At 48.7% G+C, this 14,306-nt stretch carries 22 protein-coding genes and 1 pseudogene; all 23 read left to right on the top strand.

All coding sequences use genetic code 11. From position 1 onward, the window contains the following. The first annotated feature begins 12 nt into the window (after positions 1-12). The 23 genes and pseudogenes from fusA to secY all read left to right on the top strand — a co-directional run bounded on the left by fusA (position 13) and on the right by secY (position 14,121). Entirely contained in the window at positions 13-2,151 is a 2,139-nt protein-coding gene (gene fusA, locus ACO08I_RS10620) for an elongation factor G (protein WP_282784287.1), read from the top strand. Positions 2,152-2,230: 79 nt separating this feature from the next. Further along, positions 2,231-2,539, top strand: coding sequence for a 30S ribosomal protein S10 (rpsJ, locus tag ACO08I_RS10615; RefSeq protein WP_044221801.1), 309 nt, complete (start codon positions 2,231-2,233; stop codon positions 2,537-2,539). A gap of 190 nt (positions 2,540-2,729) precedes the next feature. After that, a pseudogene (rplC, locus tag ACO08I_RS10610) lies at positions 2,730-3,352 on the top strand (50S ribosomal protein L3). A 74-nt stretch (positions 3,353-3,426) separates the two neighbouring features. Then, entirely contained in the window at positions 3,427-4,056 is a 630-nt protein-coding gene (gene rplD / locus ACO08I_RS10605) for a 50S ribosomal protein L4 (RefSeq protein ID WP_044221808.1), read from the top strand. A gap of 48 nt (positions 4,057-4,104) precedes the next feature. Then, positions 4,105-4,401 carry a 50S ribosomal protein L23 gene (gene rplW, locus ACO08I_RS10600; RefSeq protein ID WP_044221811.1) on the top strand — a complete coding sequence of 99 codons (297 nt, stop codon included), beginning with the start codon at positions 4,105-4,107 and terminating at the stop codon, positions 4,399-4,401. A 147-nt stretch (positions 4,402-4,548) separates the two neighbouring features. Further along, entirely contained in the window at positions 4,549-5,385 is an 837-nt protein-coding gene (gene rplB, locus ACO08I_RS10595) for a 50S ribosomal protein L2 (protein WP_044146970.1), read from the top strand. Between the two features lie 78 nt (positions 5,386-5,463). Continuing rightward, positions 5,464-5,733, top strand: a complete 270-nt coding sequence (rpsS, locus tag ACO08I_RS10590) for a 30S ribosomal protein S19 (protein WP_044221816.1) — start codon at positions 5,464-5,466, stop codon at positions 5,731-5,733. 43 nt (positions 5,734-5,776) lie between these two features. Beyond that, positions 5,777-6,196, top strand: coding sequence for a 50S ribosomal protein L22 (rplV, locus tag ACO08I_RS10585; protein ID WP_044221818.1), 420 nt, complete (start codon positions 5,777-5,779; stop codon positions 6,194-6,196). Between the two features lie 28 nt (positions 6,197-6,224). Continuing rightward, on the top strand, positions 6,225-6,974 hold the full coding sequence (gene rpsC, locus ACO08I_RS10580; RefSeq protein ID WP_044221821.1) for a 30S ribosomal protein S3: 750 nt from the start codon (positions 6,225-6,227) through the stop codon (positions 6,972-6,974). A 98-nt stretch (positions 6,975-7,072) separates the two neighbouring features. Next, positions 7,073-7,492 carry a 50S ribosomal protein L16 gene (rplP, locus tag ACO08I_RS10575; RefSeq protein ID WP_044221824.1) on the top strand — a complete coding sequence of 140 codons (420 nt, stop codon included), beginning with the start codon at positions 7,073-7,075 and terminating at the stop codon, positions 7,490-7,492. A gap of 35 nt (positions 7,493-7,527) precedes the next feature. Continuing rightward, the gene (gene rpmC, locus ACO08I_RS10570; protein WP_044221827.1) at positions 7,528-7,791 is read left to right on the top strand and encodes a 50S ribosomal protein L29; all 264 of its coding nucleotides are present in this window, start codon (positions 7,528-7,530) and stop codon (positions 7,789-7,791) included. Positions 7,792-7,825: 34 nt separating this feature from the next. Beyond that, positions 7,826-8,083 (top strand): 30S ribosomal protein S17, encoded by a 258-nt coding sequence (rpsQ, locus tag ACO08I_RS10565; protein WP_044146973.1) that lies wholly within the window; start codon positions 7,826-7,828, stop codon positions 8,081-8,083. 75 nt (positions 8,084-8,158) lie between these two features. Beyond that, positions 8,159-8,527, top strand: coding sequence for a 50S ribosomal protein L14 (rplN, locus tag ACO08I_RS10560; protein ID WP_044146974.1), 369 nt, complete (start codon positions 8,159-8,161; stop codon positions 8,525-8,527). 35 nt (positions 8,528-8,562) lie between these two features. Beyond that, positions 8,563-8,916 carry a 50S ribosomal protein L24 gene (gene rplX / locus ACO08I_RS10555; protein ID WP_345894674.1) on the top strand — a complete coding sequence of 118 codons (354 nt, stop codon included), beginning with the start codon at positions 8,563-8,565 and terminating at the stop codon, positions 8,914-8,916. Beyond that, positions 8,916-9,473: a 50S ribosomal protein L5 gene (rplE, locus tag ACO08I_RS10550; protein ID WP_421949287.1), complete on the top strand. Its 558-nt coding sequence runs from the start codon at positions 8,916-8,918 to the stop codon at positions 9,471-9,473. Before rplX ends, rplE begins: the two co-directional genes overlap by 1 nt. Before the next feature lie 28 nt (positions 9,474-9,501). Continuing rightward, positions 9,502-9,771, top strand: a complete 270-nt coding sequence (gene rpsN / locus ACO08I_RS10545; protein ID WP_282784277.1) for a 30S ribosomal protein S14 — start codon at positions 9,502-9,504, stop codon at positions 9,769-9,771. A gap of 78 nt (positions 9,772-9,849) precedes the next feature. After that, positions 9,850-10,257 (top strand): 30S ribosomal protein S8, encoded by a 408-nt coding sequence (gene rpsH, locus ACO08I_RS10540; RefSeq protein WP_044221839.1) that lies wholly within the window; start codon positions 9,850-9,852, stop codon positions 10,255-10,257. Positions 10,258-10,299: 42 nt separating this feature from the next. Next, positions 10,300-10,854, top strand: a complete 555-nt coding sequence (gene rplF / locus ACO08I_RS10535) for a 50S ribosomal protein L6 (RefSeq protein ID WP_044221842.1) — start codon at positions 10,300-10,302, stop codon at positions 10,852-10,854. A gap of 85 nt (positions 10,855-10,939) precedes the next feature. Then, positions 10,940-11,293: a 50S ribosomal protein L18 gene (gene rplR, locus ACO08I_RS10530; protein WP_421949286.1), complete on the top strand. Its 354-nt coding sequence runs from the start codon at positions 10,940-10,942 to the stop codon at positions 11,291-11,293. 21 nt (positions 11,294-11,314) lie between these two features. Further along, entirely contained in the window at positions 11,315-11,833 is a 519-nt protein-coding gene (gene rpsE / locus ACO08I_RS10525) for a 30S ribosomal protein S5 (RefSeq protein WP_044221848.1), read from the top strand. Between the two features lie 71 nt (positions 11,834-11,904). Beyond that, positions 11,905-12,087 carry a 50S ribosomal protein L30 gene (gene rpmD / locus ACO08I_RS10520; protein ID WP_282784272.1) on the top strand — a complete coding sequence of 61 codons (183 nt, stop codon included), beginning with the start codon at positions 11,905-11,907 and terminating at the stop codon, positions 12,085-12,087. 94 nt (positions 12,088-12,181) lie between these two features. Continuing rightward, positions 12,182-12,631, top strand: coding sequence for a 50S ribosomal protein L15 (gene rplO, locus ACO08I_RS10515; protein WP_421949285.1), 450 nt, complete (start codon positions 12,182-12,184; stop codon positions 12,629-12,631). Positions 12,632-12,747: 116 nt separating this feature from the next. Next, complete coding sequence (gene secY / locus ACO08I_RS10510) at positions 12,748-14,121, top strand: preprotein translocase subunit SecY (RefSeq protein ID WP_044221855.1); 1,374 nt, start codon at positions 12,748-12,750, stop codon at positions 14,119-14,121. The last annotated feature ends 185 nt before the right edge of the window (positions 14,122-14,306 follow it).

Here is a 14,306-nt window from a genome sequence, read left to right as displayed (position 1 = left end):
CGAGGAGTAGTCATGGCACAAAAAGATCTTAAGTACACTAGAAATATTGGTATTGCCGCGCACATCGATGCCGGTAAGACGACTACTACCGAGCGTGTCCTTTTCTACACCGGCCTTAGCCACAAAATTGGCGAGGTGCACGATGGTGCAGCTACCATGGACTGGATGGAGCAGGAGCAGGAGCGTGGTATTACCATCACTTCGGCTGCAACGAAAACGTCCTGGAAATGGAAAGAGCAGGATTATGTCGTAAACATCATTGATACCCCGGGTCACGTTGACTTTACCGTTGAGGTAGAGCGCTCCCTTCGTGTATTGGATGGCGTTGTCGCTCTGTTCTGTGCCGTATCTGGTGTGGAGCCTCAGTCTGAAACTGTATGGCGTCAGGCTAACCGTTATAAAGTACCACGTATTGGTTTCGTCAATAAAATGGACCGTTCTGGTGCAGATTTCTTCAACGTTGTTAATGACGTGAAGGAGAAGCTGGGTGCCAATGCAGTACCTCTGCAGGTGCCAATCGGTGCTGAAGAAACCTTCGAAGGGGTTGTTGACCTGATCACCAACGAAGCGCGTATCTGGAATGAGGACGACATGGGCATGACCTATCAGGTAGTTCCTATTCCGGAAGAATTGAAGGACACAGTGAGTGAATATCGTAGTAACCTGCTCGAAGCTGTAGCAGAATATGACGAGGAGCTCCTGGAAAAGTTCTTCGAGGATGAAAGCAGCATTTCTGCAGATGAAATTCGCGCAGCTATCCGTGCAGCAGTGATCGATATGAGCATCATCCCTATGATGTGCGGTTCTGCCTTTAAGAACAAAGGCGTACAGGCCGTTTTGGATGCCGTTTGTGCGTTCATGCCATCTCCGGTTGATGTGGAAGCCATCACAGGTACTAACCCGGACACAGAAGCAGAAGAGTCCCGCAAGCCGGACGTTAATGAGCCATTCTCAGCTCTGGCGTTCAAGATCGCAACGGACCCATTCGTAGGCCGACTGGCTTTCTTCCGTGCTTACTCCGGCCGCCTCGATGCTGGCTCGTATGTACTGAATACCCGCTCTGGTAAGAAAGAACGGATCTCCCGTCTTTACCAGATGCACTCTAATAAGCAAAACCCGATCGACTACGTTGAAGCAGGAGACATTGCGGCTGCAGTAGGTTTCAAAGACCTGCGTACCGGTGATACCATCTGTGATGAAAACGCACCAATCGTTCTGGAAAGTATGACTTTCCCTGAGCCGGTGATCGGTCTGGCAATTGAGCCTAAGTCTCAGAAAGATCTGGACAAGCTGGGTATGGCACTGGCAAAACTGTCAGAAGAAGACCCGACCTTCCGCGTCAACTACAACGAGGAAACGAACCAAACGGTTATCAGCGGTATGGGTGAGCTTCACCTGGAAATTATCGTGGACCGCCTGCGCCGTGAATTCAAAGTAGAAGTAAGTCAGGGTGCCCCACAGGTAAACTACAAGGAAGCACTAACTTCAACAGTAGATCACCGCGAGCGCCTCAAGAAGCAGTCCGGTGGTTCCGGTCTCTTCGCAGATATGCAGTTCGAAATTGGCCCAGCCGACCAGGAGTTCCTGGACAGCGAAGCATTCAAGGATGGCAAGGAAAAGCTGCAATTCGTTTGGGACATCGTTGGTGGCTCGATCGACAAGAACTATCAGAAGCCTATTAAGGATGGTTTCCTGCAGATGATGGACAACGGCATTCTGGCCGGCTACAACATCGACAGCATGAAAGTCCGTGTTTACGATGGTTCTATGCACGCAGTGGACTCTAAGCCAATCGCTTTCGAACTTTGTGCGAAGGAGGGCTTCCGCGAAGCAGCGCCTAAGACCAATCCGGTAATCCTTGAGCCAATCATGAAGCTCGAGATTGTAACGCCGGAAGAGTTTGTAGGTTCCGTAATCGGTGACCTCAACCGCCGTCGCGGCCTGCCAAAAGGACAAGAGCCACGTGCAGGTGGAGCAGTAAGCATTAAGGCTGATGCCCCACTGTCAGAAATGTTTGGATATGTAACTTCTCTTCGTACGATCACTTCAGGTCGTGCCAACTCTACGATGGAGTTCTCACACTATGCTGAGGCACCATCAGGAATCGCGAAGGAAATTATCGCCGGCGCGAAAGGAGAAGTTAACGCATAAATTTGTAAGCAGAGTTAAAACAAGGTGCAGCCCAACGGGGCTGCACTAATATCATCACTTATTTAGCTGAATTGAAGGCATGAATCAGAAGATCAGAATCAAACTCCGCTCCTACGATCACAACCTGGTAGATAAATCTACAGAAAAGATCGTAAAGACGGTGAGGAACAGTGGCGCCGTAGTTACTGGACCGATTCCGCTGCCCACGAAGAAGAAAATCTTTACCGTGCTCCGTTCGCCGCACGTCAACAAGAAAGCTCGTGAGCAGTTCCAATTGCGTACCCACAAACGCCTCATCGAAATTTACACGCCCACCCAGAAGACAGTAGATGCCCTGTCCAAGCTGGAGCTGCCGAGTGGGGTTGACATTCAGGTTAAACTAACGTAAGAAAGTATCATCGACCCGTCTTCACAGGCGATTATTGATACTTACTGAAAAGGCTGCTGGCAGTGTAATGTCCGGTTTTAGGACATCCCTGCCCCGGTTTTAGGTTAGCGGATCGGTTAGACAGCTTCTGCTGTTAGCCTTTCTGTCTGTATTTAGCCTGTTATTGACGAGTTTTAAAAACCATGTACTGATGAACGGTATTATCGGTAAAAAAATAGGAATGACCAGCATCTTCGACGGGCTGGGCCGCAATATTGCTTGCACTGTCATTGAAGCGGGGCCCTGCGTTATTACGCAGGTGAAGACCACTGAGACTGACGGTTACAACGCTGTGCAGCTCGGTTTTGGCGAAGCAAAGGTCAAGAACACATCTCAAGCACTTCAAGGGCACTACGAAAAAGCCAAGACTGGTCCTAAGCGGGACCTCGTAGAATTTCGCGATTTTGATGTCGTTGAGAAAGCCATTGGTGACCTGCTGAAAGTTGAGGAAGTCTTCAGGAAGGCGATCTGGTCAGCGCAGTAGGAACCTCCAAAGGCAAAGGATTTCAGGGTGTCGTTAAGCGTCACGGATTCGCTGGTGTAAATGATGCGACCCACGGTCAGCACAACCGTCAGCGGGCACCGGGTTCTATTGGCGCTGCTTCTTATCCTGCCAAGGTTTTCAAAGGAATGCGTATGGCTGGCCGTACCGGCGGTGATCGCATTAAGGTGAAAAACCTGCGGGTAGTGAAGCTGTTCCCTGAACAGAACCTTATCCTCGTGAAGGGCGCCGTGCCTGGTCACAAGGGATCAACGGTAATCATTGAAAAGTAATTCATTCGTGCGTCGTAACGCCAGCCTGTAGCCATTGGGTAACAGCGCCGGAGCGTGCTTAAACACACAAAGCAATGAAACTCGAAGTTTTAAATATCCAAGGTCAGCAGACCGGTCGCGAGATTGAGCTTCCGGAAGACGTTTTCGGTGTAGAACCGAACGAGCATGTCGTATATCTGGCCGTAAAGCAATACCTGGCTGCTCAACGCCAGGGTACGCACAAAGCGAAGGAGCGTAACGAAATCGCTGGTTCTACTAAAAAACTGAAGCGTCAGAAGGGTACAGGTACCGCACGTTTTGGTGATATTAAGAACCCGGTCTTTCGTGGTGGTGGCCGTATTTTTGGCCCACGTCCCCGCAAGTACAACATTACCTTGAACAAGAAGGTAAAGCTGCTGGCCCGCAAGTCAGCGCTTTCTTCCAAGGCTAGTGCCGGTAAGATTTTTGTTATCGAAGACTTCTCTTTTGAGGCTCCGAAGACCAAGGCATTTGCGGACATCCTCACAGCACTGAAGGTGGCTGATCAAAAGCCGGTTGTGGTGACTTCTGACTACGAGAAGGAGGTTTACCTCTCCAGCCGCAACCTGCCTAAGACTAAGGTAGTGCGTGCCAGCGACCTCAACACTTACGAAGTGATGAACGCCGGTGCCCTCATCCTGTCTGAAGGTGCAGTGGAGAAGATCAAAGAAGCATTTGCTAACTAAGAGAAAGCGCTGTCCGCAAGGATACCCTTTCCATAACTATAAGTAACCATGGCAAAGACTATTCTGGTAAAGCCACTGATTACAGAAAAGTCGGAGATGCTCTCTGAGGATCGCGGCAAGTACACTTTCATCGTCAATAAAGATTGCAACAAGATTGAAATCAAAAAAGCGGTGGAGGACATGTACCAGGTAACAGTGGAAAGTGTCAATACAATGATTATGCCAGCGAAAGCGAAGAGCCGCTCTACGCGTTCCGGCATTCTTTCGGGCCATAAGCCTGCATACAAAAAAGCAGTCGTTACCCTTTCTGAGGGCGAGGAGATTGATTTCTTCGGCGACATTTAATTTTATCATAGTCCAGGGGCAAAGCCTTGGGCGGTATCAGCTGCTACCAAACGTGCGATAGGACGGTTCATCTGTTCATCCGTGGAATTGCTCGGGCAGCCCAGGTTATCGTCAGGCATGTATCTCTGGAGCTGAAAAACAGAAATAATGGGTATTAAGAAACACAAGCCGGCAAGTCCTGGTACCCGCTTCCTGATGACGAATACGTTTGCGGAAGTGACGACGGATAAGCCAGAAAAAAGCTTGCTTGCTCCGATGAAGAGCAAGGGCGGTCGTAACAATCAGGGCCGTATGACTTCCCGCTACCGTGGTGGTGGGCATAAGCGCCGTTACCGTATCATCGACTTTAAGCGCGACAAGGACGGTATGAAGGCAACTGTAAAGACGATCGAGTACGATCCAAACCGCAGTGCTTATATTGCGTTGCTGGAGTATACCGATGGTGAGAAGCGTTATATTATTGCGCCTAACGGGCTGCAGGTCGGTTCCGAAGTTGTTTCCGGCGAATCTGCTGCACCGGTTACGGGCAACACGCTTTATCTCAAGGATATTCCTTTGGGTTCAACCATTCATGCGATCGAACTCCGCCCAAGCCACGGTGCTGCTATGGCAAGGTCTGCAGGTACTTACTGTACACTGATGGGCCGTGAGGGTAAGTATGCTGTTGTTAAGCTTCCTTCCGGTGAAGTCCGCCGTGTGTTGTCTTCCTGTAAAGCAACAATCGGCACAACTTCCAACCCTGACCACAACCTTACGATTGATGGTAAGGCAGGTCGGAGCCGCTGGAAAGGCCGCCGCCCACGTACACGTGGTGTCGCGATGAACCCTGTCGATCACCCAATGGGTGGTGGTGAAGGCCGTGCTTCAGGTGGTCACCCACGTTCCCGTAACGGTCAGCCTGCAAAAGGCAAGAAGACGCGGAAGCCTAAGAAGCACTCCAACAAGCTCATTATCACTAAACGTAAATCAGGCAAGCGCCGCTAAACAGGCATGGATCAGGCGGTGCAGAAATTGCGCCGCCTGATCTTCGCCTGAAGCGTCTGCTCATAAATAAATCAGACAATGGCAAGATCGATCAAAAAAGGGCCTTACATTTTCCATAAACTGATGGATAAAGTAGAGAAGTCCAAAGAGTCAAAGAAGAAAAAGGTTATTAAGACCTGGTCCCGTTCTTCTATGATCTACCCTGATATGGTAGGGGAGACGATCGCAGTACATAACGGTAAGACTTTTGTGCCCGTGTTTGTTACTGAGAACATGGTAGGTCACAAGTTGGGTGAATTCTCACCTACACGGACCTTCAAAGGCCACACAGGAAACCGTAAGAAGTAAACCTTAAAGTTGCCCGTTTGCAGGCAGCGCAAAATTAAGAATAATGGAAGCAGTAGCTAAACTCAAAAGTGTTCCGATGTCAGCCCGCAAAATGCGGCTGGTCGTGGACCTGATTCGCGGTAAAAACGTGGAGGATGCACTGGATATCCTTCGCTTTACCAAGAAGGAGGCCGCTGTATGGCTTGATAAACTCGTACTTTCCGCGATTGCCAACTGGGAGGATAAACTGGGCGGCATGGAAAATGCGGATGATTACGATCTTTACATTAAAACCATTTATGCCGACGATGGCACGATGCTGAAGCGATTCCAGCCAGCACCTCATGGTCGTGCACACCGTATCCGCAAGCGTACCTGCCACGTTACTATGGTGGTGGAGAATGCGACAGCACTGAAGAATGGTGCCGAAACCGGTGATGCCGTTGAGGTAGAGGAAGTGGAAGACGCAGCAGTAGAAGAATAAGCTTTAATAAAATTGTAATACCATAGATATGGGTCAGAAGACAAATCCAATTGGTAATCGCCTGGGCATCATCCGCGGTTGGGAATCCAACTGGTTTGGCGGTCGTGACTACGCTGAAAAAGTTGTAGAGGACGAAAAAATCCGTACGTACCTTCAAGCTCGTGTTGCCAAAGGCGGAATTGCCCGAATCATTATCGAACGTACGCTGAAGCGTATCACGGTTACCATTCATACCTCTCGCCCGGGTATCATTATTGGTAAAGGTGGTTCTGAGGTGGACCGTATCCGCGAAGAGCTCAAGAAGCTGACGGGTAAGGACGTTCAGATCAACATCATCGAGATTCGCAAGCCTGAGCTGGATGCTGCTATCGTTGCAGAATCAATTGCTAAGCAGCTCGAAGCGCGTATCAACTACCGCCGTGCCACCAAAATGGCTATTCAGTCAAGCATGCGTGCGGGAGCTGAAGGCATCAAGGTTCGTATCGCTGGCCGCTTGAACGGTTCTGATATGGCTCGCCGTGAAGAATTCAAGGAGGGGCGTACACCGCTGCACACTTTTCGTGCAAACATCGACTACTCTTTGAAGGAAGCGCTGACCGTCTATGGTAAGATTGGCGTGAAAGTATGGATTTGCAAGGGCGAGATCCTTGGTAAGCCGGATCTTTCTCCTCATGCTGGCGTTCAGGAGCGTGGTGGTAAAACCACTGGTGGCAACGATCGCCGTGGTGGTGGCAACCGCCGTGGTGGTGGAGGTGGAAGAAATCAGCGCCGCCGTTAGAATAATTCAGAAAAACGCTGTACCTTTGCCGAGCTTTTCGGGAGCGCGGTCAGGTATGACCATTTTTAAGAGGTTTAGACGCTTAAATTTAGTGTAAGATGTTACAGCCAAAAAGAACGAAATATCGCAAGCAGCAGAAAGGTCGCAATAACGGGCTTTCTTATAAGGGTAGCCGCATCGATTTTGGCTCCTTCGGTCTGAAGACGATGGATGCCTCCCGCATCACCAACCGTCAGATTGAGGCTGCACGTATCGCGATGACTCGTTATATGAAGCGTGAAGGTAAAGTCTGGATCCGTATTTTCCCGGATAAGCCAATCACTGCAAAGCCGCAGGAAGTACGTATGGGTAAGGGTAAAGGTGCTCTTGACCATTGGGTAGCCGAGGTAAAGCCTGGCCGAGTGTTGTTTGAACTGGACGGTGTCTCAATGGACATTGCCCAGGAAGCGCTTCGCCTGGCAGCTCAGAAACTGCCTGTTCGTACCAAGTTTGTGGTTCGCCACGACTACGCGGGATAATCCATTTTAAAAGGACTATTTAATTCGATTATATCATGGCAACAAAGAAATTCCTGGAGCTCCAGGATTATTCGGACGCAGACCTGCAAAGCGAACTGGACACTACTGTTGCTCAGTACCAGAAGCTAAAGTTTGACCACGCTATCCGCGGTCTGGACAATCCGCTCGTACTGCGCGAGGTGCGCCGGGACATCTCTCGGCTCAAGACGGAGGTTCGCCGCCGCGAGCTGGCTTCAGCGGCTCCTGAGGCAATTGCCGAGCGTTCAAAAATCCGTGCCAGAAGACGGCGCAAGAAATAACTGATTTAGCAAAGGTTTCAAAGTACCGCATAAAATGGAAGAAAGAAATCTGAGAAAAACCCGTATTGGCGTGGTAGCCAGCAATAAGATGGACAAAACCATCAGCGTTTCTGTTCAGCGTAGGCTGCAGCACCCTATCTACGGTAAGTTCGTGAAAAAGAGCCGCAAGTTTGTGGCCCACGACGAAAACAACGATTGTAATATTGGGGACAAGGTCCGTATCATGGAGACCCGTCCGCTCAGTAAGCGCAAGCGTTGGCGGCTCGTAGAGATTATCGAGCGTGCGAAGTAAATTTTAATTGCCCTGGACAGGCCGCTAGTCATATAGATTATGCCTGCCAGTTGAAATTCTTTAAATTATACAACGATGATCCAGCAAGAGTCCAGGATGAGAGTTGCGGACAACAGCGGTGCCAAAGAGGTGCTCTGTATCCGTGTGCTAGGCGGTTCTAAGCGTCGTTATGCTTCAATTGGTGACCAAATCGTAGTTTCTGTGAAGGAAGCAACACCAAGTGGCAATATCAAGAAAGGTACGGTTTCTAAAGCGGTAGTTGTACGCACCAAAAAAGAAATCCGCCGCCGTGACGGCTCCTACATCCGTTTTGATGACAACGCCGTTGTGCTTCTCAACGCTGCTGATGAGCCCCGGGGCACCCGTATCTTTGGCCCTGTAGCCCGTGAACTTCGCGAACGCGATTACATGCGTATCGTTTCATTGGCACCTGAGGTACTTTAATCCAATTATTGAAAGCGATCATAAGTCGATATACCATGCAAAAGAAATCACATCAAGGCAAAAGGTTCGCACCTAAGCTGAAGATCAAAAAAGGCGACCGCGTCGTAGTGATTGCTGGTGCTCATAAAGACCGCAGTACGGTTCGGGAAGTACTTGAGGTACTCCCAAAAGAAAACCGTGCTATCGTAGAAGATACGAATATGGTCAAGAAGCACACTCGCCCAACTCAGGACAATCCTGGTGGGATCAACGAGGTACCTGCGCCTATCCATATTTCTAACCTGATGCTGGTAGACCCTAAGTCAGGTGAGCCTACCCGTGTGGGCAGAAAAGAAGAAAACGGTAAGCTGGTACGTTATTCTAAAAAATCCGGAGAAATTATTAAGTAATGAGCTACACTCCAAGACTGAAGAAAAAGTATCGGGAAGAAGTAGTACCTGCACTCATGGAGCAGTTTCAGTACAGCTCTATCATGGAGGTACCTCGCATTGTCAAGGTTAGCTTGAACCAGGGTGTTGGGGATGCTACTCAGGATAAAAAGCTGGTGGACAACGCAGTGGAAGAGATGAGCATCATCGCTGGTCAGCGTGCTGTGTCAACCAAAGCCCGTAAATCCGTTTCTAACTTTAAGCTGCGGGACGGAATGCCGATCGGTGCCCGTGTTACCCTTCGTAACATTAAAATGTACGAATTCATGGACCGCCTGATCACTGTAGCGCTCCCTCGTGTACGTGACTTCCGTGGTTTGAATGACAAAAGCTTTGACGGGCGCGGTAACTATTCCATGGGTATCACAGAGCAAATCATCTTTCCTGAGATCTTAATGGACAAGGTGAACAAGATCACTGGTATGGACGTCACTATCGTGACTACAGCCAAGACCGATGCGGAAGCCCTGGCATTGCTCAAGATGATGGGTATGCCGTTCAAGAACCAACGCAACTAAGTAATTCAATCATAGCAATTTACTCATAATGGCTAAGAAATCAATCATCGCTCGCGAACGGAAAAGAGAAAAAATGGTAGCAAAGTATGCTGCCCTGCGTAAGCAGCTCAAAGAGGAAGGTCGCTGGGAAGAGCTTGATAAGCTCCCACGCAATTCCAACCCGATCCGCCTGCACAACCGTTGTAAGCTGACCGGCCGTCCAAAGGGCTACATGCGTCAGTTCGGCCTGTGCCGTGTGAAATTCCGTGAGATGGCGCTCGAGGGTAAAATCCCCGGCGTGACAAAAGCGAGCTGGTAACTTTATCGAAGTCAATCATAGTCGTCTGCAAACCCGGAAAGCAATTAGGGTTTTGACGGCTTCTATAATCAGGATAAAATGGCAGTATCAGATCCAATAGCAGATTATCTTACGCGTATCCGCAATGCTCAGCAGGCGGGTCACCGTATTGTTGATATCCCTGCGTCCAAGCTGAAAAAGAGCATGACGGAGATTCTCTATAATCAGGGATTCATCCATAAGTACAAGTTCCAGGAAGAAGGCTTCAATGGACAAGGCTCTATCCGGATTGCATTGAAGTACGATCCGCGTACCAAGCAGCCTGTGATCCGCAAGCTGGGGCGAATCAGTACTTGCGGTCTCCGTAAGTATTCTAAAGCCGCTGATCTTCCAAGGATCATTAACGGCCTGGGTGTCGCAATTGTGTCTACTTCCAAGGGAGTAATGACGGATAAGCAGGCTCGTGCCGAGAATGTAGGCGGAGAGGTGCTCTGCTACGTTTACTAAGCCACTTTCATCGTTGTTTGAAAGTTCCAAAATACAGTTAAAATGTCAAGGATAGGAAAAGCACCGATCAGTTTGCCAAGTGGCGTTGAAATTAACGTAAGCAAAGGTAACCTGGTAACGGTAAAAGGACCTAAAGGTGAGCTGACTCAGCAAATCGATCCGGAAATGGAGATCGCAGTTGAGGATGGTGAAATCAGTGTAAAGCGCCCAACGGAGCAAAAGCGCCACCGTGCAATGCATGGTCTGAGCCGCTCCCTGGTAGCCAATATGATAACCGGTGTTACCGATGGCTTTGTTAAGGAGCTGGAATTGGTAGGTGTGGGTTATCGTGCTGCGAACACAGGTCAACTGCTGGAGCTGACTATTGGTTATTCTCACCCCATCATGTTTGCACTTCCTGATGAAGTCAAAGTGACTACAGCGATGGACAAAGGTAAGGCACCTGTGGTACGGCTGGAGTCTCATGACAAGCAGCTACTTGGTGAAGTTGCCAACAAAATCCGGTCTTACCGTAAGCCTGAGCCTTACAAAGGTAAAGGTATTCGCTTCGCTGGTGAAGAAGTTCGCCGCAAAGCTGGTAAGTCTGCTAGCAAGTAATTGAACTATTGTTCACTGTTTATCATAGGTTGGATCTTGGGTTTGGAGCCCGCTCTTTACACTAAGGTCAAAAATTAAGTGAATCATGCAATTTTCAAAGCGTAATCGACGCAAGCGCATCCACTGGCGCATCCGGAATAAAATTACCGGCACGCCTGAGCGCCCGCGTCTCAACATTTACCGTAGTAATAAGTATATCTACGCGCAGCTTATTGATGATATTCAGGGGCATACCCTGGCTTCCGCAAGCTCACGTGAGGAAAGCGTTTCAAAAAGCGTTAACAAATCCGAGCAGGCGAAGGAAGTAGGAAAGCTTTTGGCAGAGCGTGCCAAGGCTGCCAATATTGATAAGGCTGTTTTTGACCGCGGCGGTTACCTGTACCATGGCCGTGTGAAATCCCTGGCGGAAGGCGCACGTGAAGGTGGTCTGCAATTATAATCATCTACAACAACATAAGTAATGGCAAAGAGAAGTTCCAACAGGGTTAAGCCCGCTGAAACCGAACTCAAAGAAAAACTGGTCAACCTCAACCGCGTTGCAAAAGTAACCAAAGGTGGTCGTACCTTCAGTTTTGCCGCTATCGTTGTCGTAGGCGATGGTAACGGTACAGTTGGTCATGGTCTGGGAAAAGCCCGCGACGTATCTGAGGCAATTTCCAAGGCAGTTGATGACGCGAAGAAAAACCTCGTGAAGGTGCCACTGCACAACGGTACGATTCCTCACGAGCAAAAAGGCAAATACGGTGCTGGTCGCGTACTAATCAAGCCTGCAGCCGATGGTACCGGTGTAATTGCCGGTGGCGCAATGCGTGCTGTATTGGAAATTGCAGGCGTGCATAACGTACTGGCGAAGTCAATGGGCTCACCTAACCCGCACAACGTGGTTAAGGCGACAATTGACGCACTGAAAAAACTACGCAGCCCAATGACAATTGCCAAGCAGCGTAATATTTCAATGGAAAAACTTTTCAACGGATAAAATCATCCGCATCTGCCCGGCAGAACTGAATCAATCAGATACTGCCTAATGCAGAATAAAAAGCTGAAGCAATGAGTAAGATCAAGATCACTCAGGTAAAAAGTGTTATTGACCGCTCCAAGAAGCAAAAAGCAACGATGCAGGCGCTGGGGTTGAGAAAAATCCGTCAAAGCGTTGTTGTTGAGGAAACAGCCCAGATCAAGGGCATGGTGAATAAGGTCAGTCACCTGATTACAGTTGAGCCTGCGGGCTAAACTTTTTTTTAAGCTTAAGGAAAAAGTTTGTAAAGCCGTTAATAGCGGATATCTTTGCAGACCATTCTTTAAAAGAGAATAAACGATAATCGCAATGGAACTACATAGCTTAAAGCCTGCCGAGGGTGCAGTCAAAAAGCGCAAAAGAATTGCCAGAGGCATAGGTTCTGGGCACGGCCGCACCGCTACCCGCGGTCACAAAGGTGCTAAGTCTCGTTCCGGCTTCAAAAATAAGCGTAATTTTGAAGGTGGTCAGATGCCTCTTCAAATGCGTTTGCCAAAAATCGGTTTCAACAACCACAACCGTAAGTCTTATACTGCTATCAATCTGGATAACCTTCAGGCGATGTCAGAAAAGTACGGGGTTGAGAAGTTCGATATGGAAACCTTAATTAAGCTGGGTGCTGCTGGCAAAAATGACCTGGTCAAAATCCTGGGTAACGGCGAGCTGAAAGGCAAGTTCGAAGTTGTTGCTCATGCTTTCTCCAAGTCGGCCAAAGCCGCTATCGAAGCAGCTGGTGGCTCTGCTACTGTAGCTGAGTAATTATACTGTGCCGCGCTACGCGGCGCTTTATTTTTTGGGGCTACGGTCCCACGGGGTTTTTGAGAAGAGCTGATAGCCGCTCTTCAATGTGGTAGACAGGCTATAAAATTACGCAGATGAAAAAGCTAATCACTACTTTACAGAATATCTGGAAAATCAAAGAGTTGCGTAACCGCATTCTCTTTACCTTAGGTATGCTCTTTGTTTTCCGCTTTGGCTCTTATATCGTGCTGCCAGGTGTCATTCCCGAGGTGCTTGATAATGCAACTCAGAATAACAACTCGCCAAACGACCTGCTTGGGCTGATCAACGTATTCACTGGTGGCGCTTTCAATAACGCCGCTATTTTTGCATTGGGTATCATGCCTTATATTACGGCATCTATCATCATTCAGCTGCTGGGCTTTGCTGTACCTTATTTTCAGCGCCTTCAGCAGAAGGAAGGGGAGTCAGGCCGTAAGAAACTCAATCAGATTACCCGTTTACTTACTGTTGCCATCACTTTGGTACAGGGCGGTGGTTACCTGACTTACATCAATAGTCTTGGTGCCGTTGACCCAACTATTCCGCTCAGTATTTTCTGGATTTCCAATATTATCATTCTTTCCACAGGTACTGTTTTCTCCATGTGGTTGGGCGAACGGATAACAGACCGGGGTATTGGGAATGGTATTTCCTTATTGATCACTATTGGTATCATCGCTACTTTGCCTCAGGCTCTGGTATTCGAATTCCAGTCTCAGTTGGAGAACAACGGTCTGATCATCTTCGTACTGGAGATGGCTGCGCTCTTCGGAATTGTTATGGCTACTGTACTGATCGTACAGGGAGTCCGCCGTATCCCGATCCAATTCGCTAAGCGTATGGTAGGGCGTGGTTCCAACCAAATGCCTGCGCAGGGAGCACGGGACTACATACCGCTTAAGGTAAATGCTTCAGGTGTAATGCCGATCATCTTTGCTCAGGCATTGATGTTCCTGCCTGCTACTGTTGCTCAGTTCTTTGCCGGGGAAGGAAGTGATCTGGCGACAAGCCCTGTTTTGCGGGCACTGAATGACTTTACATCAGCACCATACAATATTATTTACTTTATTCTGGTGGTGCTGTTTACTTATGTATACACGGCGCTGTTGGTCAATCCGCAACAATATGCAGAGTACCTCAAGCGTCAGAATGCCTTTATTCCTGGTATCAAGCCAGGTAAGCCAACGGCAGACTTCATTGATGCGGTAACTACCCGTATTACTTTGCCAGGGTCTATTTTCCTGGGTATCATTTCTATCTTGCCTGCTTTTGCAGCTGGCTTCGGAGTAAACATCGCTTTTGCAATGTTCTTCGGGGGTACTTCACTGCTGATTTTGGTAGCAGTAGTACTTGATACTCTACAGCAGATCGAGAGCCATCTGCTTATGCGCCGCTATGATGGTCTTGTAAAGTCTGGTAAGATTCAGGGCCGGAGCCGTATGCAGGGTATAGGTGCTAATATGTAAGCCCTTTCCTGCTGAGAAAAGCTGGTCCTTCTGGAAAAAGGGAAAGGATTGAAGAATATTATATGTCCCGTACCGCCGCAGAGTCTAATGTGCTCTGCGGCGGTATGGTGCTAAAAGGAACAAAGGTTTCTTCTGCGCCTTATAACAGGAGAGTAACCGCATGTTTCCTTAAATAATGTAAGATC

The organism is Phaeodactylibacter xiamenensis (genome assembly GCF_965229835.1).
Taxonomy (GTDB): Bacteria; Bacteroidota; Bacteroidia; order Chitinophagales; family Saprospiraceae; genus Phaeodactylibacter; species Phaeodactylibacter xiamenensis.
Note: the sequence above shows the minus strand (reverse complement) of the source record. Positions and strands in the feature narration are given on the sequence as shown.